Annotated in this window: 15 protein-coding genes; 5 read left to right on the top strand and 10 right to left on the bottom strand. The window is 46.3% G+C overall.

The window, feature by feature from the left end:
• Positions 1–66: 66 nt before the first annotated feature.
• Entirely contained in the window at positions 67–2412 is a 2346-nt protein-coding gene (locus AC6I8Y_RS13315) for a PilZ domain-containing protein (RefSeq protein WP_394150781.1), read from the bottom strand.
• 258 nt (positions 2413–2670) lie between these two features.
• Between AC6I8Y_RS13315 and radA the strand changes: the two genes are divergently transcribed.
• Positions 2671–4050, top strand: a complete 1380-nt coding sequence (radA, locus tag AC6I8Y_RS13310) for a DNA repair protein RadA (protein WP_394150780.1) — start codon at positions 2671–2673, stop codon at positions 4048–4050.
• 292 nt (positions 4051–4342) lie between these two features.
• On the top strand, positions 4343–6424 hold the full coding sequence (fusA, locus tag AC6I8Y_RS13305; RefSeq protein ID WP_394150779.1) for an elongation factor G: 2082 nt from the start codon (positions 4343–4345) through the stop codon (positions 6422–6424).
• Between the two features lie 69 nt (positions 6425–6493).
• On the opposite strand, the gene AC6I8Y_RS13300 is transcribed toward fusA, so the two are convergent.
• On the bottom strand, positions 6494–7441 hold the full coding sequence (locus tag AC6I8Y_RS13300; protein ID WP_498020329.1) for a LysR substrate-binding domain-containing protein: 948 nt from the start codon (positions 7439–7441) through the stop codon (positions 6494–6496).
• A gap of 91 nt (positions 7442–7532) precedes the next feature.
• Between AC6I8Y_RS13300 and AC6I8Y_RS13295 the strand changes: the two genes are divergently transcribed.
• The gene (locus AC6I8Y_RS13295) at positions 7533–7742 is read left to right on the top strand and encodes a DUF1127 domain-containing protein (protein ID WP_498020328.1); all 210 of its coding nucleotides are present in this window, start codon (positions 7533–7535) and stop codon (positions 7740–7742) included.
• Between the two features lie 42 nt (positions 7743–7784).
• Here AC6I8Y_RS13295 and AC6I8Y_RS13290 read toward each other — a convergent pair whose 3' ends face one another.
• The 3 genes from AC6I8Y_RS13290 to chrA form a co-directional block, all read right to left on the bottom strand.
• Positions 7785–9470, bottom strand: a complete 1686-nt coding sequence (locus AC6I8Y_RS13290; protein WP_252012313.1) for an AMP-binding protein — start codon at positions 9468–9470, stop codon at positions 7785–7787.
• 207 nt (positions 9471–9677) lie between these two features.
• Positions 9678–10811, bottom strand: a complete 1134-nt coding sequence (locus tag AC6I8Y_RS13285) for an HD-GYP domain-containing protein (protein ID WP_498020327.1) — start codon at positions 10809–10811, stop codon at positions 9678–9680.
• Between the two features lie 266 nt (positions 10812–11077).
• Positions 11078–12235, bottom strand: coding sequence for a chromate efflux transporter (chrA, locus tag AC6I8Y_RS13280; protein WP_394150933.1), 1158 nt, complete (start codon positions 12233–12235; stop codon positions 11078–11080).
• Positions 12236–12380: 145 nt separating this feature from the next.
• Here chrA and AC6I8Y_RS13275 point away from each other — a divergent pair, with 145 nt between their 5' ends.
• Entirely contained in the window at positions 12381–13325 is a 945-nt protein-coding gene (locus AC6I8Y_RS13275) for a LysR family transcriptional regulator (protein WP_498020326.1), read from the top strand.
• Positions 13326–13382: 57 nt separating this feature from the next.
• On the opposite strand, the gene AC6I8Y_RS13270 is transcribed toward AC6I8Y_RS13275, so the two are convergent.
• On the bottom strand, positions 13383–14726 hold the full coding sequence (locus AC6I8Y_RS13270; RefSeq protein WP_252012307.1) for an MATE family efflux transporter: 1344 nt from the start codon (positions 14724–14726) through the stop codon (positions 13383–13385).
• A gap of 351 nt (positions 14727–15077) precedes the next feature.
• On the opposite strand from AC6I8Y_RS13270, the gene AC6I8Y_RS13265 reads away from it, so the two are divergent.
• Positions 15078–16262, top strand: coding sequence for an NnrS family protein (locus tag AC6I8Y_RS13265; protein ID WP_498020325.1), 1185 nt, complete (start codon positions 15078–15080; stop codon positions 16260–16262).
• Between the two features lie 2 nt (positions 16263–16264).
• Here AC6I8Y_RS13265 and AC6I8Y_RS13260 read toward each other — a convergent pair whose 3' ends face one another.
• From AC6I8Y_RS13260 to asnB, 4 genes are all read right to left on the bottom strand, one after another.
• The gene (locus AC6I8Y_RS13260; protein WP_498020324.1) at positions 16265–16525 is read right to left on the bottom strand and encodes an IS3 family transposase; all 261 of its coding nucleotides are present in this window, start codon (positions 16523–16525) and stop codon (positions 16265–16267) included.
• Positions 16518–17282 carry an IS3 family transposase gene (locus AC6I8Y_RS13255; RefSeq protein ID WP_498021515.1) on the bottom strand — a complete coding sequence of 255 codons (765 nt, stop codon included), beginning with the start codon at positions 17280–17282 and terminating at the stop codon, positions 16518–16520. Before AC6I8Y_RS13255 ends, AC6I8Y_RS13260 begins: the two co-directional genes overlap by 8 nt.
• A 39-nt stretch (positions 17283–17321) precedes the next feature.
• Positions 17322–17678: a helix-turn-helix domain-containing protein gene (locus AC6I8Y_RS13250; protein ID WP_498020323.1), complete on the bottom strand. Its 357-nt coding sequence runs from the start codon at positions 17676–17678 to the stop codon at positions 17322–17324.
• A gap of 66 nt (positions 17679–17744) precedes the next feature.
• Complete coding sequence (gene asnB, locus AC6I8Y_RS13245; protein ID WP_234495278.1) at positions 17745–19409, bottom strand: asparagine synthase B; 1665 nt, start codon at positions 19407–19409, stop codon at positions 17745–17747.
• Positions 19410–19595: the final 186 nt, after the last annotated feature.

The following is a 19595-nucleotide window of genomic DNA, read 5'->3' as shown; positions in this document are numbered from 1 at the left end:
TGATAGCCAGTGATTTCAAAAAAAGCCCTCGCAGGTTAACCTGCGAGGGCTTTTTAGTTGGCGCAATTAATGGTTCATCTCAAGTCGGATCAACACTTCTTCAGTAATGTCCACGAGCTCGCAGTATCCAATAATAGAGGTCATTTCGTTTTCTAGGTTACGTGCATGGCTTAAGCTCAACGACAGCAGCTCGTTGATGTCTTTTTTCATGAGCGTAGTCAACGCGTCATAAACAGGTCCGGAAGAGACTCTCAGAATGTACAGCTCACCCATGCTAAGGGCATCTTTAATGAACTTAATGCGCTGCTGGGTAGACTCGAAATCATCGCGAACCTTAGTGTGAATCGATTGGATTCTATCGCCGAGTTTAAGGACGCCAATATAGAGCTCACAGGCAATAGGCTTGGCACCTGGTTTTCGTTTGAGAGGCTCGGCCAATAACGAATTACTTCTGCCTTTAAAGATGGGCTCAAGCGCCAGTTTTTGGTCGTGCCCAATGCGTTCAAAGAACTGCAAGTAGCCGGGCAGTGGAAAGTTAACGCCCACTGAGCGGCATTTGACTGAGGTACCGCGTTTATCGACGTAAACGGGCGTAGAGACCATTTTTCCTAGTAGCACGTTGTGCAGTGCCTCAAGTAATGAGCTACTTGGTAAGATTTCTTGCTGAGCGACTAACTTGTCTTGGTTGTTCTCTATAATGCCTCTAAAGAAGGCGATTGTTTTGACCGTCTTTCCAGATTCAACGATAGAGAGGTGCACCGTTTTTCTGTCCGCTGACATGCGAACAACTTCGTATGGTACCTGGTTCAATGGAATTCGGTCGTTGTAACGTTTGAGCTCCAAATAGTCGACACTAAGGATCGAACCAGAAGGAATAGCCAAAGGCTCTGCTAGCTTGATGCTCGCGCCGTGCTTAGATAAATCGACGGTCTGTCCTTGAATTCGAACATTCTCTCCCGCGCTGACAACAAGTGGTGAAGAAAACTGATATCTAGGTTCTCTTCGACGAGATTTGGCATCAAAGTACAGCCCTCTAGGCTGTGTTTTGACATTTCTCGGGTGTCGGAACTGATTAAGAGTACTGGCTGGCAACCTTGGCTTTTCAGTAAATAGATAGTCGCTGGCGGATTTGTCGTCACTGATTTCTTGCAGTATGCCAAAATGCGTCAACTTCTCGTCGTGACCAACAAGCTCACTGTAGTGTTTTGATATGGTCAACATATCATCGGTTGATAGCTCAAATACCGACAGCCTAAATGCACGCCAACTCGCTCTTCTACCGCCAACATGCCAGAACAGTTGACGCTCTTGGCGATCCGCTTCGGGCATCATCATGGAATAGAACAGCTTCATTCCATTGTGTTCGTGAGTAAAGGTATAGAGAACGTTACTGCATCCTTTTATACCAGCTTTGACTAGCAGGTCCATTCGCTGGTTAGAGAATAACGAGGCTAGCGATTGCTGGTTACGTTCGTCATGCCAATAGCGCCAGATATCTTGGTTGTTTTCTGTAAGCAACGCGACTTTCAGATCGTTGCCACTAAAGAATAGTGGCAGGTTACAAGCGTGCTTCAGGTAGGTATGCTCAAATCCACGAGTCCGTGCACGAGTAATACGATCTTGATTGTCGTGGCGAACCTTTTTGGACTCAGTATTGAGCATCTTGTCGACGACGAGCTCTACGGCATTGGTACGCGTTAACCTAAGTGTGCGTAGATACTTCACCGGAGAGATGCCATGCAGACCATCAACACCAAGCACTCGATACTCAATAGGTTTGGTGATTTCTTTTAGTTGACTGGTTTCCGCTAGTTCGTCGAATGTAACAGAAATAACTTGCCCTAAATCGTAATCAAAGGTGCCAGGTACTTTAAACTTAGCTCCAGAACTAGAGAGGTCGACACTCAGACCAATAACGGTTTCACCGTTCTCGAGCGTAATGGACACCTGTGACTCGACCTTTAAGCGGCACTCCTTGCGCTTGAGGTCATAACCTAGATTTATGGGTGTGGCAGCATAAGGACTTTGCGGGTCGGTTAAATCTCCGCTATTGGCATTGCGTTGCTCGTCACCCAAGTTGCTCAGTGTTTTCTTGTCAACAAGTAGCTCCCATACTCCCTCGGTGTAACCACCGTATTTGCGAGTGAGCTTGTGATAGGAGTTAAATGCGCGATCGTCCAGCCAGTGTGCAAGACCATCTAACTGGTACTCGTGACAGTTGGTAGAGACGCGTCCACGTAGGTCAATACGTTTATAGCAGGGCGCCATAAGACGATTGAGCTCCATCTTCACCAGTAACTTAGTAGACGCAGATTCGCCTTCGGTGACTTGGTTGAGAACTTGGTCGAAGTCCTCAGCGTGGTAAGCTGAAATCAAACGTTCGGCAATGGAAAGTATTTCTGTTTGCTGCATGAGTTTTGTTAAAGTGTCCCTTTGATGATGAGTTTCATCAGAATAAGTACAGCGTAATGCCTTATTATATCGGCAGCCATGCCGAAAACCTTAACGGTATGTATAGGAAAGATAAGGTATTGTCTCACTTTATTCTTAGGGTATTGTCATATATTGACAATACTTTTCATTGGTTACACACCGAAACTAATAGATTAGTCAATAAATAAATGCAACTCAGTGCATTGTAACGCTAGAGTAAGTAGGTTAGTTCAAATTATGGCAAAAGCGAAAAGAGCTTACGTTTGTAATGATTGCGGAGCAGATTTTCCCCGTTGGCAAGGTCAATGCAACGCATGTGGCAGTTGGAACACGATCAGTGAAATCCGTCTGGCTGCATCACCTCAAGTGGCTCGCAACGAGAGACTGACGGGTTATGCTGGTGGAGCGACGGAGTCGACAATCCAAACCCTCTCTGAGATTGATCTGCAAGAAGTGCCGCGATTTACCAGTGGCTTCAAAGAACTGGACCGAGTGTTGGGAGGCGGCGTTGTACCTGGCGCGGCCATCCTCATCGGTGGTAACCCTGGTGCTGGTAAATCAACATTGCTGCTGCAAGCTATGTGTTGGTTGTCCTCTCAGATGCCTACTTTATACGTCACTGGTGAAGAATCTCTACAGCAAGTCGCTATGCGCGCTTCTCGCTTAGGGTTACCGAAAGAGCATCTCAAGATGCTTTCTGAAACCAACGTTGATCGTATTTGCCAAATTGCTGAAAAAGAGCAGCCAAAGCTGATGGTTATCGACTCGATTCAGGTTATGCATGTTGCCGATGTCCAGTCATCACCAGGCAGTGTGGCGCAGGTACGCGAATCAGCGACAGCACTAACTCGTTATGCTAAGCAAAACAATGTAGCGATATTCATCGTTGGTCATGTGACTAAAGATGGTACCTTGGCTGGTCCAAAGGTATTGGAACATATCATCGACTGCTCAGTACTACTTGATGGCGGCACGGATAGCCGATTTAGAACACTTCGAAGCCACAAGAACCGCTTCGGCGCGGTAAATGAGCTTGGCGTATTTGCGATGACGGGGCAGGGGTTAAAAGAAGTCAGTAATCCATCGGCGATTTTCCTCTCTCGTGGCGAGGAAGAAACATCGGGCAGTTCAGTCATGGTGGTGTGGGAGGGGACTCGTCCGCTCCTCGTTGAGATCCAGGCACTGGTTGACTACAGTCAACTGGCGAACCCGCGCCGCGTTGCGGTAGGCCTTGAGCAAAACCGTCTTTCGCTTCTTTTGGCTGTGCTGCACAAACATGGTGGCTTGCAGATGGCGGACCAAGATGTGTTTGTCAACGTAGTGGGTGGCGTCAAAGTTACCGAGACCAGCGCAGACCTTGCTTTGGTTATGGCATTGCTTTCAAGCTTTCGAGATCGTCCGCTACCGAAAGATGTGGTTGTATTTGGTGAGGTGGGGCTTGCTGGCGAGATTCGCCCGGTACCGAGTGGCCAAGAGCGGTTAATGGAAGCGTTTAAACACGGCTTTAAAAAAGCGATTGTTCCGGCGGCCAACATGCCGAAAGGCGGTATTGAAGGCATGCAAATCCACGGCGTGAAGAAGCTTTCAGAAGCGATTTCAGCATTTGATGAACTTTAATGGTGGCTTTTGCTCAATTTCAGGTAGAATACCGCCAACAAAAGTACGATTTTGCGAAATGACATCGAAAAATCACCAAGAGCAGCTAAAATTAACTGCGATCTGGTAACAACACCCAAATCCGTTGAAGCTTGATGACATAAGCCTTGAGAGAGCATTTCTCCCAAGGTGGCGTGTGATCGAGTCGGGTTCGGGTAACTTTTTTTTAATACACATGCACGCAGAGGTATCGGTCTTTACAGATTGTGATATACTCTGCGCGCAATTTATACCTTATAAACAGAGTAAGACAATGGCAGATTTATCAAAGTACAGAAACATTGGTATTTTCGCGCACGTTGATGCGGGTAAAACTACCACCACTGAGCGTATCCTTAAGCTTACTGGTAAAATCCACAAAACTGGTGAAGTACACGACGGTGAGTCTACAACTGACTTCATGGAGCAGGAAGCTGAGCGTGGTATCACAATCCAGTCTGCTGCGGTAACTTGTGAGTGGAACGGCCACCGCCTAAACGTTATCGATACTCCGGGACACGTTGACTTCACAGTTGAAGTATATCGTTCACTTAAAGTACTAGACGGCGGTATCGGTGTATTCTGTGGTTCTGGTGGTGTTGAGCCTCAGTCAGAAACAAACTGGCGTTATGCGAACGATTCAGAAGTATCTCGTCTGATCTTCGTAAACAAGCTAGACCGTATGGGTGCAGACTTCTTTAACGTTGTTGACCAGGTTAAGAACGTTCTAGGTGCTAACCCACTAGTAATGACTCTGCCTATCGGTCGTGAAGACGATTTCGTTGGTGTTGTAGACGTACTAAACCGTAAAGCTTACGTTTGGGATGATTCTGGTCTTCCAGAAAACTACGAAATCCAAGACGTTCCAGCTGACATGGTTGACGATCTAGAAGCTTACCGTGAAGAGCTAGTTGAAACTGCTGTAGAGCAAGACGACGACCTAATGGAAGCGTACATGGAAGGTGAAGAGCCTTCTATCGAAGACCTTAAGCGTTGTATCCGTAAAGGTACTCGTGACCTAGCGTTCTTCCCAACATTCTGTGGTTCTGCATTTAAGAACAAGGGTGTTCAACTCGTTCTTGACGCTGTTGTAGATTACCTACCAGCTCCAACTGAAGTTGATCCTCAGCCTCTAACAGATCCAGAAACTGGTGAGCCAACTGGTGAAGTTGCGACAGTATCTGCTGATGAGCCACTAAAAGCGCTAGCGTTCAAAATCATGGACGACCGTTTCGGTGCACTAACGTTCATCCGTATCTACTCAGGCCGCATGAAGAAGGGTGATACTATCCTTAACTCTGCAACTGGTAAGACTGAGCGTATCGGTCGTATGTGTGAGATGCAGGCTGACGAGCGTAACGAACTTACTGAAGCACAAGCTGGTGACATCATCGCTGTAGTAGGTATGAAGAACGTTCAAACTGGTCACACTCTATGTGATCCTAAGCACGAATGTACTCTAGAAGCTATGATCTTCCCAGAACCAGTAATCTCTATCGCTGTTTCTCCGAAGGACAAAGGTTCTACTGAGAAGATGGGTATCGCTATCGGTAAGATGGTTGCAGAAGATCCATCATTCCAGGTTGAGACTGATGAAGATTCAGGTGAAACTATCCTGAAAGGTATGGGTGAACTTCACCTAGACATCAAGGTAGACATCCTTAAGCGTACTTACGGCGTTGAGCTAGAAGTAGGTGCTCCACAGGTAGCTTACCGTGAAACTATCACTCAACCAGTTGAAGATAGCTACACGCACAAGAAGCAGTCTGGTGGTTCTGGTCAGTTCGCGAAAATCGACTACCGTATCAAACCAGGTGAGCCAAACTCTGGCTTCACGTTCTCTTCTTCAGTTGTTGGTGGTAACGTTCCTAAGGAATTCTGGCCAGCAGTTGAGAAAGGTTTCGCATCTATGATGGAAACTGGTGTACTAGCAGGCTTCCCAACGCTAGACGTAGAAGTTGAACTATTTGACGGTTCATTCCACGCAGTTGACTCATCGGCAATCGCTTACGAAATCGCAGCGAAAGGTGCATTCCGTCAGTCTATGCCAAAAGCTGGTGCACAGCTTCTTGAGCCAATCATGCACGTTGACGTGTTCACTCCAGAAGATCACGTTGGTGACGTAATCGGTGACCTTAACCGTCGTCGTGGTATGATCAAAGACCAGCAAGCTGGTACTACTGGTGTTCGTATTAAAGCTAACGTTCCTCTATCAGAAATGTTTGGCTACATCGGTCACCTACGTACTATCACTTCAGGCCGTGGTCAGTTCTCTATGGAATTCGAACACTACGCAGCATGTCCAGCAAACGTTGCTGAAGAAGTTATCGCTAAAGCGAAAGAAGACAAGAAGTAATAGTTCTTTGACTTCAGATAGTAAAAACCCGCCGAAAGGCGGGTTTTTTTATAGCCTAGTATTAAGGTTCTACCGTGAGTTTGGCCTCAGAACGTAGTCGGTCTCGATGATGGAGAGGTGTGACATATCACAGCGCTTAAACTCATTCACTTCTTTGTTTAGCCAAGACAAGAAGGTTTGAATTTTTGGCCGGTTGAAGTGGTTTGTCGGTGCACAAACATAGTATGCAAATCTAGGTTTTAACGCGAAGTCACCGATACGAACCAGTGTCCCTTCTTTTATGTACCTGTAAGCGAGGCTGTGTTTAATCAACCCAACCCCTTGCACGGACAATGCTCCCTCTACAACGAAGTGTGCCCCATTATACTGAAGCGTTCGCGTGCCAATCGGTGCACCAACATGGTTAAGCCACAAGCTCCAGTCCATATCGGGCCAGGTATCTTCGATTAAGTCGGCTTTATGCAGATCATGAATTGTGTGGATGTTGTGTTGCTCCTGATACAGGGGATGACAAACGGGATAAATAATGTCCTCCATCAAAAGTCGGCTCTCGACATCAGGGTATTGCCCCTCACCATAGCGAATACAGATATCAACCGAGTCATCTTGGAATGTCACCAGTTTATTATTGGGTTCAAGTAGCAGGCTAAGCTCTGGGTATTGCTCACGAAAGCCCTGAATTCTAGGTACCAACCAATGCTGAGCAAAAGAGGGAAGGGTAGAGATAGAGAGTCGGTTGGGCTCTGCGTCGTTATGGATGCTCTGAACGCCGCGAATAATATGTTCAAAGCCCTGACTTAACTCCTTAAAAAGCGAATGTCCTTCGGCTGTGAGCATGACTTTTCTATGCTGTCGATAAAACAGCTCACAACCAAGCTGCTCTTCTAGCTGGCGTATTTGCTGGCTGATTGCCGCTGCTGAGACATAAAGCGTTGAAGCGGCATCCTTAAAGCTGCCAAGTTTGGCAGCTTGATAGAAATAATACAGCCCTTGGAGTGGAGGAAGTTTATCTTTCACTTAAGTTTTCCTTAACTCAATGGCAGGATAGATCGTTTGTCAGTTTTCTCTGTGTGCACAAAAATTATACGAAAAGACGGAGGGAAAACAAATGGACAGAACTATTACGAAGCTCGAATGTGTAGAGCAAGAAAATGATGGACTTGAGCAGAGAAAGAATATCTTAACTGTACTTGGCGTTTGGTATCGAAATTACAGAACTCGAAAAGCGCTTGCAGAGATGTCAGAATGGTTACTTGATGATATCGGAATCACTCCCTATGAAGCGAAACAAGAGCACCGTAGACCTTTCTGGAAATAAAATAGGCGACCCTAAGGTCGCCTATTCTGCGATAAAGAGTGATTACTCTTCCCATACCACAAGCTGACCTTTTGGCCAGTTCTGACCGACTTCGTGGTACTTCTGCTCCAGAAGGTGGCGTTTAATTTTAAGGGTAGGGGTTAGCAAACCGTTTTCAATGCTCCACGGCTCTTTAACCATAAGAACGCCTTTGATGTGTTCGTGAGATTCCAGCTCTTGATTCATGCGTTTGACGACTCGTTCTGCGGTACGAGCATAACGCTCGCGGTCGAAGTTCGGGAAGTCGTGAGGGACGACCAGTAAGATTGGTGCAGGCAGGCCTAAACCAATCAAACACATCATCTCAACGCGGCTGTACTCTGCGAGCTTTTTTTCAATAGGAACGGGCGCAACAAACTTACCTTTGGCGGTTTTAAAGGTGTCTTTTTTACGACCTTGGATAGTTAGGTAGCCTTCACTATCGATCACACCAATATCACCGGTATGCAGCCAGCCGTCACTATCAAATGACTCTTGTGTTGCGATATCGTTTTTGTAGTACCCAGAGAACAAGCCTTTACTGCGAACCATGATCTCTGAGTCATCGGCAATCTTGAGCTCAATACCCGGGCCTGCATTACCCACCGAACCGATTTTATCTCCGCGGAAAGGATGGTTGAGGGTGCTGTAGGCGAAGGATTCAGTCATCCCCCAAGCTTCGGTAATATTCAAGCCGACACTGTGGTACCACTCGAGAAGAGCAGGTGAGACAGGGGCTGAGCCACAACCTAAAACACGAGCCTGATCAAGGCCCAGGCCATCAGCGAGTTTCTTCTTAATCAGTGTGTTGACGAAAGGTATTTTCAACAGGATATTGAGTTTTTTCTGCGGTAGCTTGTCTTGAATTCGTTGTTGGAACAAGTTCCACAGACGAGGTACAGAGATAAACAGCGTCGGACGCTGCATCTTCACGTCTTCAATAAAGGTATCCAGTGATTCTGGGAAAGCAGTAGGTACGCCACCCTGTACTGAAGAGCCAAAAATATAGACTCGCTCGGTAATGTGCGCGAGTGGCAAGTAAGAGAACAAGCGGTCATTGGCTTCAATACCGATATGATCAATCAGTCGTTGTACCGACCAAGAAAAAGCGCCATAGGTCAGCATCGCACCTTTGGGTAGGCCTGATGTGCCCGAGGTGTAAACCAGCGACATCAGCTTATCATCATAGTGAACAGGGCGCTCTTCACTTGGCTCATTGTCGGCGACCAACTGAGTAAAGCTGTGTTGGCACTCTGGCGCTGAGTCATAAGGTAGAGAGATAGTAATCAGATCGCTAAGATTTCCCATCACCTCACTGGTGGCCGCTGCGTCATCCAGTTTTCCTGCGATAAGTACCTTACTCTCACTGTGAGTGAGACAATATTCAATGGTATCAGGACCTGCTGTAGGGAAGATCGGCACGCTGACATAGTCACCGAGCATCATCGCAAGATCGCAAATAAACCACTCGGCACAGTTTTTCGAGATTAACGCGACTTTATCACCAGGCTGAATGCCAAGCCCACGAAGTGCCGAAACCAATCGTAGTGCTTTATCAGCAACTTCGGCATACGTGAATTCAACAAATTGTCGGTTAATGATTTGTTTTAGGTAAACCTCGTTAGGTTTCTCATGCGCCCACTTTAGGATCATTTCGTTAGGCGGTGGTAGAGTACAGCTAGAAGTAGTCGTTTCGTTAGGCAGTATCATTCTTGAACTCCGTTTACGTGTAGAACGATAAATTTTATAGTTGTATTTATGTTAATTGATTGTTAACACTACAATACTAGACATACTGAGAATGGACTGCAAGAAGCGATTGGCGCATAAATGCGGCCCCGAGCACATAAGTCGAGTAAAAACTCAATTTTTCGGGGCGCATTCACAACGAGTAGAAGGCCGTTTCTTTGCTAACGGTTAATGTCTCGGTAGAAAGTTTGATTGCATCACAAGCTTTACAGCGTCTTGCTGCGCACGTAGGGCTTGAACACAGTTTCCGTCGATCTTGCCGAGGGTAACCATTTTCTCTAGCTCTAGAAGCGCATGGGTCAGTGACCAAGATTCGCTGTAGGAGCGGTGACTTGTCAGGGCATCAAAAATGTTAGCAACGGTTACAATTCGCGCTGATACAGGAATATGCGCGTGACTGAGGCCGCGAGGCGCGCCGCTGCCATCGAGATACTCATGATGATACTGAATGATCTCTCTTAGCAATTGAACACAGGTTTGTTGCTCTTCATGAATCTGCCGAGCTAAAGCGTTAATCAGATTGAGCCCTTGCTGGATCTGTGCGGTGAGTTTCAAATGATCCCCCCAATCCTCCAGCCAAAGGCTTTGCTGCTTAGTACCAAGATTCGAGTATTTACCTACATCATGCAGCTCAGCAAACTGAACCATATGCTCGATAGTTTCATCATTCAACTGATAAAGCTCTGCTACTTTTTCACCAATTAGGCGTGTGTACTGACCCACGCGATAGGCGTGATCAAGGCTCTCGTTCTGATGCTCGAAGTTGGTGCGGCGAAGAGAGAAGCCTAAATCGGACATAGCGTTGACGCACTGGTGCTGTTTACAAATCTGACGTACGAGATTATCAGAATCTTTGATGAGCTCGCTGGTGGTTGATGAGTCGAAGAACCCTTTGCGATCAGCATCGAAAAACAGCAGGCCTATAAACTCACCGTTGTCAAACACAGGTCGAGTGAATGAGGCTTCGTAGCCCTGTTCAAGTAACCATTTAGAATGCTGCGAGTCATTGGCAATTTCGGTTGGGATATCATTGACCACACGAGTTAGTTGGCGAGTGACCATCCTACCTAGGCGAGACTGAGCAGAGATAGGTGCGCTGTAATGAAGCAAGGGAGTGCCTTGTAACGTACTGTGCGCAAAGGTTCGCAGTTGACCATGAGTACTGTCATAGGATGCAAAGGCCAATCTGACGACTTCAGGTGTTTGCTCGTGAATAGCGAGGTGCGTCTGCTCAATAGCCTGATTGATTGAGCCGGCTTTGGCGGTGTTTAGGTGCCGATTGCGGGGTGTAGATTTGTCCATAACTCGCCTCCTTACTGTCACCTACATACATGGCACGCGAATCTGGTTGCGGTTACAGTTGCTCTCATAGATAGCGTCGTGAGAGCAAGAGGTTCGTGTGCGAACCGTGTTGGAAGGTGATTCTATAAATACACGCTTTTGCTTATATCGTTAACCCTTTTGATGCAGTTGACGGTCGATAAGGGGCATTTGCCCCTCATAATTAGTGTATGAATCAGCTAGAAAACTTGCGAGAAATATCGCTCAAAATCAGAGCGATACTTGATTTAGATTAAATTTGCTAGGCTCGGAGCAATCAGACCAGCACAAGCAAAATAGATGACCATCCACACAATAGGCAGTTTAAACTGTTTCATCAGTAAGGCGCCAAATAGAACCCAGGCTAAGTCAAGCGAAGAGACCACAGCACTGACGAAAACGGGCTGGTACAGCGCAGAGAGTAGTAGACCAACCACCGCAGCGTTGACCCCCATTAAAGCCCCTGACACCGCTGGAATGCTTGCGAGCTGTTGCCAATTCTTAAGAACGCCTACCAGCAATAGAAAGCCTGGAACGAAAACGCCTAGAGTGGCGATGATGGCGCCAGCAATAGGTGCCGTTGGCATAAGCTCATAACCAATATAGGTGGCGAAGGTAAACATTGGTCCCGGTACCGCTTGCGCCGCCGCATAGCCAGTAAGGAATGCATCTTGAGTTAATTGGTCACCAACAATATTTTGAAGTAAAGGTAGAACCACATGACCACCACCAAATACTAAGCTACCTGCCTGGTAGAAGTCCGCGAACAGTTGCAGTGACGGCGAAAACTGTGCAAGTAACGGCAGAGCAATAAGCAAAACAAAAAAGCTAACTAATGGCATAACCGAGAAGGAAAGTGAGCCAGCAGGGGACTCATTGTTGCCAGTCGCAAGATAGCGAGTACCTATAAGAGCTGCGATAATAAGCACGATGATTTGCGTGGCAATCCCCTGGAAGACCAACAGTGCAATGGCTGTCCCGATACACAAAGAGACAGTCAGCACCGACTTGCAGAAGTTTTTATACATTCCCCAAGCCGCGTCAGCCACGACCAGTACAGCAAGTAGCTTCAAGCCATGGACGATGTTTTGGAATACGCTCGACTCGGTTAATTGGCTGCTCAATACTGCAAGTGCCAACATGAGAATAACTGAGGGCAGTGTAAAGCCAAGAAAGGCCATGATGCCGCCGCCAAGACCGGCGCGCTGATAACCCACAGCAAAGCCCACTTGACTTGAGCCTGGTCCTGGTAAGAACTGGCTGAGGGCAACGATTTGTGCGTAGTCGTTATCACTGAGCCATTTGAGCTTTTCAACAAAGGTATTTCTAAAGTAACCGATGTGTGCAGCAGGTCCACCGAAGCTTACCCAGCCAAGGGCAAAAAAGATCTTAAAGATGGCAAACAAGGATTGCTGCTGAGTGGGTTCGCGAGTGAGCGAATCTGAGTTGCTTGTAGACAAAGTAATACCTGCGTAGCGATAACATTTTCGATTAGCGCTGATACTAAGTCGTGACATATAATGATTCAAATCGATAGTTTTGATACCTACTATGAATGAAATGGGACGAGGAAAATTAGATTGGAAGCGGATAGATCTCAACTTGTTGATTGTGTTCTATCACCTATATCAGACCCGCAGTGTCTCTGTCGCTGCGCAGAAGTGTTTCGTTAGCCAGTCTGCGATGAGTCATAGTCTCGCTAAACTTAGAGAGCTGTGTGGCGATAAGCTGTTTGAAAGAAAGTCGCACCAAATGGTGCCGACAGAGCGTGCGAGTGAGCTCTTTCCAACCGTAGAGCAGATCCTTAGCTTGGTTCAACATAAGGTCTTGCCAAAGGCGGTGTTTGATCCCAATGAGTATCGAGGTGTCTGTAAGATAGGTCTGACCGACTACGCTGAGTTTATTTTTGGTCCGGTGATTTACGATGCCATCCTAACCGATGCTCCTCATTCAAAGGTTAGCTTCGTCAACGTGAATCGCAATAATTATAAGTCGATCAGTGAGCAAGAAAGTCTAGATATGCTCATCGGCAGCATTCCCGAATTGGATGAGCAGTTCGATGGACAAACCTTATATACAGAAAAACATGTCTGTATTTATGACCAATCTCAGGTGCCAATTGAGCATGTCGATATCGAAACCTTCGTCTCCCTGCCGCACTGTTTGGTCAGCCCTGAGGGAGCCTTTACCAGCAATGTAGACAAACATTTGGATGCCGTAGGACTGACTCGCTCGGTAACCGCAGTGTCTCGCAATTTCCTCACCATCGGACGCTTGGTAAGTGGGCGTGCAATGTTTGCCATTGTTCCTGAAAAAATGGCGCAGATTAGCCTCATGCAGCCACACCTTACTGCCGTTGCTCCGCCGGTACCTGTTGCCGACTTTGACATCGCATTGATTTGGAGAAAGCAATCACAGTTGAGTGAAAAAGCTAAGTGGCTCAAAGAGGCCCTTTATGAAGCGGTGTTGACGTCAATAAGGGAGAGCAGTTTGTAATTCGAGCACATCGTTTGACTGATGTGCTCGATGGTATTTTGGAGGTGGCAGTGGCGGTTAAGTCAGGGCAAAGCGCGTCCATACTTTGGATCGCCAACGATGAATCATAACCAATCCACGCAGCCACTCATCCATACCTATCGCTATCCAGGCGCCCAAGATACCAAAGCCCCAATGCAGACCGAGTAAGTAGGCGAAGACAACGGCAATACCCCACATACTCAAGATCCCCATTTTTACAGGGAACTTGATATCACCAGCACCTTTCAGAGCGGCGATAAAAATGAGGTTAGAGACTCGACCTGACTCCACAAAAATAGAACCACCAATGAGCATTGCGACAAGCGTGACGATTTCCGGGTCTTGGGTGAACAGATCGATAAGTGGATATCGGAACAAGAACAGCGTAATCACTATGCCTGTCGATGCCGCAAGACCCACTAGATAGTATTTCTGGATGCGACCCAGTATGTCATCAGCCCAGCCTTTACCGATAAAGTAGCTCGTTTGAATCTGCCCTGCCTGACCCAGAGCAAGTGCAAAGGCAAAAGAAACGCGCGTGATATTCTGAGCATAGGTAAATGCCGCCAACGATGCGGTGCCCATCTGCACAACAAAGTAGACAATCGCCATCTGCGCCATGTTATAGGACAGGATCTCTCCGGCATTCATCATGCCGATCTTCATGATCTTCTTGTAGAGTGTGTTTGGGATAGCACGCCAGGTCTCGAATGGTAGATCAATGCGCTTTCCACGTACTGCCAATATCATTAATAGTGTACCGATCACTTGGCTTACTACCGTTGCCGTTGCTACGCCGCTTACACCAAAGACAGGCAAGCCAAACGGCTGATAGAGTGCGACATAGTTACCGAATATATTAATAACGCCCGCAATTAGGTTAATGACCATGGGAGAGCGTGAAAAGCCATGGCTTCTCAATATAGTGGTCAGTACGATACCAAGAGTGACGTTGAAGGTCATTGAGCCGCTGATGATAAGATAGTCGTAACCATAGGCTGCAACTTGTTCTTCTAATCCAAACAGCGCAATAAAATGCTCAGCACCCACAAGCAGTGACAAGCTCAGAATAGCGCCTAAACCAAGAGCCAGTAGAATGCTCGCGACACCCGTTTGCGCGGATTCAGAAAATTTCGATGCGCCATTGTATTGAGCGATGAGAATGCCTGTGCCACTGCTGACCATCATGGACACGACGATAAGAAAAAAGCTGATCTGGGTGATCACTCCGACCGCGGAAACCGCCTGATCAGAATAGCCACTGAGCATAAACACATCGGTAGTATTGAGAGCGGTGCGCAGTAAGACTTCGATAAAAATGGGCCACGTCAGCGCGACGATGTTCATTCGCTTATTGAGCGATGAAGCACTGTTAGACATTCGTTTTCACCTAGTATTAATAGGGTTTTGGTTAAAGGGTCGGCAAGTTTACTCTCTATTGGCGCAAACACAATACAATAATCATCTCCTCGAGAGAGTTTGACATTTTGTTCTATCAACGAGCGTTGTTATAAAAAATAGAGCCCTGATAAGAAGAACCTATTGCGTGATTCTTTCATTTTTTCCCCAAAGTAATTTATTACTTAATGACCATTACGTGTCTTTATGACTCTGAATTATTATGAGTCAAAAAAGACACTTATCTCTTTTATCTGTCTGATAAATAGTGACTTTAAGTGTGGCATGCTTCATGCAATAGGTTCTTAGTTAGAGATTAGATAGCGAGTTGAGATGTTGAATATCGTCGATAAAAAAGCCGAAGAAGCGATTCCTGCTTGGCTTAGATTGGGCTTTCGTCCATTTTTCTTACTCGGTAGCGTTTACGCTATTTTTGCAGTCGTAGCTTGGGTCATTATGTTCCAAACCGGTCAACCTGAAGTACTTAAAGTGCCGGCGTTGTGGTGGCACGCACACGAAATGATTTTTGGTTTTGCGATGGCAATAGTGGTGGGGTTTGTACTTACTGCAGTGCAAACTTGGACGGGTATTAATGGTACTAAGCATTATCGTTTGTTAATTTTGGTGGGGCTATGGGTTGCCACTCGTATCTTGTTTTGGACGCCTGTGCCTTTGTGGTTAACCTCAAGTATTGAATCTCTGTTCATTGCTTTGGCCGCCTATGAGGTTGGCTTTCGTGTGTATCGCTCAAAAGGGTGGCGCAATCTGTTCTTTGTTCCTCTTTTCCTACTAGCAATCTTCGCGAACTTTGCTAGCTATGCAACGATCAAAGGCATGCCTCCATTTAGCTCCAGCGCGGTATGGCAAGCGATGTTGTGGTGGTTTACTATCTTGCTGTCAGTGATGGGAGGACGAGTCATCCCGTTCTTTGCTGCCCGTCGTTTTCAATATGAAAAGCCACAACCTATTGTATGGCTCGAATGGTTATCAACCTTGCCGTTGATGATGCTGTTTGTACTGAGCTTTTTCCCATTGTCGCTAGCTACTCTAGGGAAACCTTTAATGTTGGTTGCTGGGGTGTTGCAATTGGCTCGTTGGATCCGCTGGAAACCTTGGTTAACCTTATCTGAGCCTTTGGTATGGTCGTTAATGCTAACCTACTTATGCTTGCCATTGAGCCTGTTATACCGTGGTATTCTCACTGACGCTTTCGCGGTTCACGCGATGCTTCATTTGTTTGCGGTAGGGGCCTTAGGTGGTCTTGTGCTCGCTATGATCAGTCGTGTCACCATGGGTCATACTGGACGAGCAATCTATGAAGGTCCAAACATGACACTGGCGTTTGGCGCTATCATCTTGGCAGCGGTCGTGCGCAGTGTCGGAGTCGCAGTTTGGCCTCAACACATGTTTACCATGATTGATATTAGCGCCGGACTATGGGCGTTTGCGTTTGCCATGTATGTTTATCACTTTGGCAAAATGCTCGTGACACCGAGAGCGGATGGACATCCAGGCTAGACCTATACAATAGACGTAAAAAAACCAGCCGAATGAAGTGACCCCATAAAGTTGGACATTTCTGTTATGCGGCTTGTAAGGCCTGATTTCGATATTCCATCGGAGTCAGGCCTTTTTAGTTTCACTTTGATGCGCTTTGTATTGTAATACTCGATGTATTCATCAATTTGTTCGATTAAGTCATCCGCATCTTCAAAGTGCTGATTATGGTACATTTCTGTTTTCAGCAAGGCAAAGAAGTTCTCTGCCACCGCATTATCCAAACAGTTTCCTTTTTCGCGACATACTTTGAGTTAACCCCCTGTCAGCGAGAGTTTTCTGATATTTCCTATGCCTATATTGCCACCCTTGATCGCTATGAACGATTGGCTTTGAGTTCTCATCTAAAGTCGCAACTGCCTCTGTCAGCATGTCTGTGACCAGAGGTAAGCACGCGTTTTTTGCAACCTTATAAGCGACGACTTCCTGCGTAAACAGATCGACGATTGGTGATAAGTACACCTTCTGCTGCTTAACTTTAAACTCAGTAACATCCGTTACCCACTTTTCATCAGGCTTCGTTGCATTGAAGTCCCGCTCAAGCACATTTGGTGCGGTTGTTCCTGCCTCTCCCTTGTATGAGCTGTATCGCTTGGGCCTAACCGTTGATTTTAGGCCAAGTAACCTCATCAGACGTTGGACTGTCTTGTGGTTAAGAGTGACGTTACGCCTCCTTAACTCGAGGTGAATGCGACGATAGCCATATCTCCCTTTGTGGTCATGATATATTTTCTCGATCAACTGCTTCTCATCTTGATAGCTATCGGCGGCGTTGCTCGACTGCGCGTGATAATAGAAGCTACTTCTCGCTAACTTAAGGGTATGCAAGAGATGTTGTTGTAGATGTTGATTTCTAAGAGCTAGAACTACTTTCGTTTTTTCTGTGTTCGACGACGTTTCTCCTGTTCCAGCTCCTCTAACTTTTTTAAGACAGCGTTCTCTGCTCGCAAGTACGCTAACTCCTCTTTGAGTTCTTCCAATGTCTTCTCATCATCGTGCTTATCTTGAATAAAGGGGTGCTTACTCATTGTTGGTCGTCCTTTTGCTACACTCAAGCCCCTGGATACCATCTCTTTCGTATTGTTTGAGCCAAACGGAGAGAGTGCCAGGAGACGAAAAATTCAGTACCGCACTAGTGTGGCCGACAGACCAACCATTCGTCCACATGTGTTTTAAGGCTTGCAGTTTGGTTTGTGCGTTCTTTGCAAACCCATGAGGCATAAATGCTTGAGCACCATGAATATCAAGCACTTGAGCCCAGTAACGTATTTGACGTGATGGTATGGAATGAAGACGAGAAAGCTCACCGGATGAACTCTCGCCTTGTAGATATTGTTTTGCTATCGAGCATTTTAATGCTCTGCTGTACTTGGACATAAAAAAGACCCCCAATAATTGGTGTCCAACTATTGGGGGTCAGTTCAGAAGCTGGTTTTTTGTATCTTAGTAAGCGTCGTTGTGAACGGCTTGAACCGCACGACCCGATGGGTCAACACAGTTTTGGAATGACTCATCCCATTCAATTGCTTTCGCTGAAGAACAAGCGACAGATGGACCACCCGGTACACACTTCGCTGCTGACTCTAGCGGGAACAACTCTTCAAAGATTTCACGGTATGCATAACCTTCTTTCGTTGTTGGTGTGTTGTATGGGAAGCGGAATGCCGCGGTTTCCATTTGTTGATCAGTGATCTTAGCTTCAGCCACTTCTTTTAGCGTGTCAATCCAGCTGTAGCCAACGCCATCAGAGAATTGCTCTTTTTGACGCCATGCGATTGATTCTGGTAGGTAATGCTCAAAACACTCACGAAGAATGTGTTTTTCCATCTTACCGTTACCACACATCTTATCTTCTGGGTTCAGGCGCATAGCCACGTCGATAAATTCTTTATCTAGGAATGGAACGCGACCTTCTACACCCCAAGCTGCAAGCGACTTGTTGGCACGAGCACAGTCAAACATGTTCAGTGCGAGTAGTTTACGCACAGTCTCTTCGTGGAACTCTTTGGCGTTTGGCGCTTTGTGGAAGTAAAGGTAGCCGCCAAAGATCTCGTCAGCACCTTCGCCAGATAGCACCATCTTAATGCCCATCGCTTTGATCTTACGACCCATTAAGAACATTGGTGTTGAGGCGCGGATGGTGGTGACGTCATAGGTTTCAATATGATAGATAACATCACGAATCGCATCCAAACCTTCTTGGATTGTGTAGGTCATCTCATGGTGAACGGTACCGATTTGATCAGCAACTTCACGAGCTGCTTTAAGATCTGGAGCACCTTCAAGACCTACAGCGAATGAGTGAAGCTGTGGCCACCATGCTGCAGATTGCTCATCGTCTTCAATACGCATTGCCGCAAAACGTTTTGCAACCGCTGAGGTGATAGAAGAATCTAGGCCACCAGACAACAACACACCATAAGGTACGTCAGTCATAAGCTGGCGCTTAACCGCTGCTTCAAGGGCTTCCGTCAGCTCTTCTTTGCTGGTGGTGTTACCTTGAACTGCCGCGTATTCGTTCCAGTCGCGGATGTAGTAACGCTGAGGTTCTGCATCTTTGGAACCGTAATAACAACCAGGAGGGAACTCACTAATGGTTTTACAAACTGGTACCAGTGCTTTCATTTCTGAAGCAACGTAGTAGTTACCATGCTCGTCATAGCCTTGGTAAAGTGGGATGATACCGATATGGTCACGGCCCACTAGGTACTCATCTTTTTCTTCATCGTACAGTACGAATGCGAAGATACCGTTTAGCTCTTCAAGCAGATCTGCCCCCATATCTTCATAGAGCGCTAGAATAACTTCACAGTCAGAATCCGTTTGGAACTCGTATTTACCTTCGTAACGAGCACGAATTTCTTTGTGGTTATAGATTTCACCATTTACTGCAAGGATGTGTTTTTTATCTTGGCTGTAAAGTGGCTGTGCACCACTATTAAGACCAACGATAGCTAGGCGCTCATGCGCAAGAATTGCTTTATCTGAAGCATAGATACCTGACCAATCAGGACCACGGTGGCGAAGCTTTTTAGACATTTCTAACGCGATTGGGCGTAGAGCGGCTGCATCACTTTTAATGTCTAAAATGCCAAATACTGAACACATACAACTTCCTTTTTGATGAAATTTAACGCTGTTGAGTTCAATTTGCCATCTGCACAAAAAAAAGCAACCGTGAACAATGAAAAATAGAATAAAAGGCGATGTTAGTTAGAAATTATTTAAATAAAATCCATTTTTGATGAATGAAATCAATGTTTGGGTGCTTTTTTGGTCGCTAAAAGCAAAACA

The organism is Vibrio sp. KUL78 (assembly GCF_059725505.1).
Note: the sequence above shows the minus strand (reverse complement) of the source record. Positions and strands in the feature narration are given on the sequence as shown.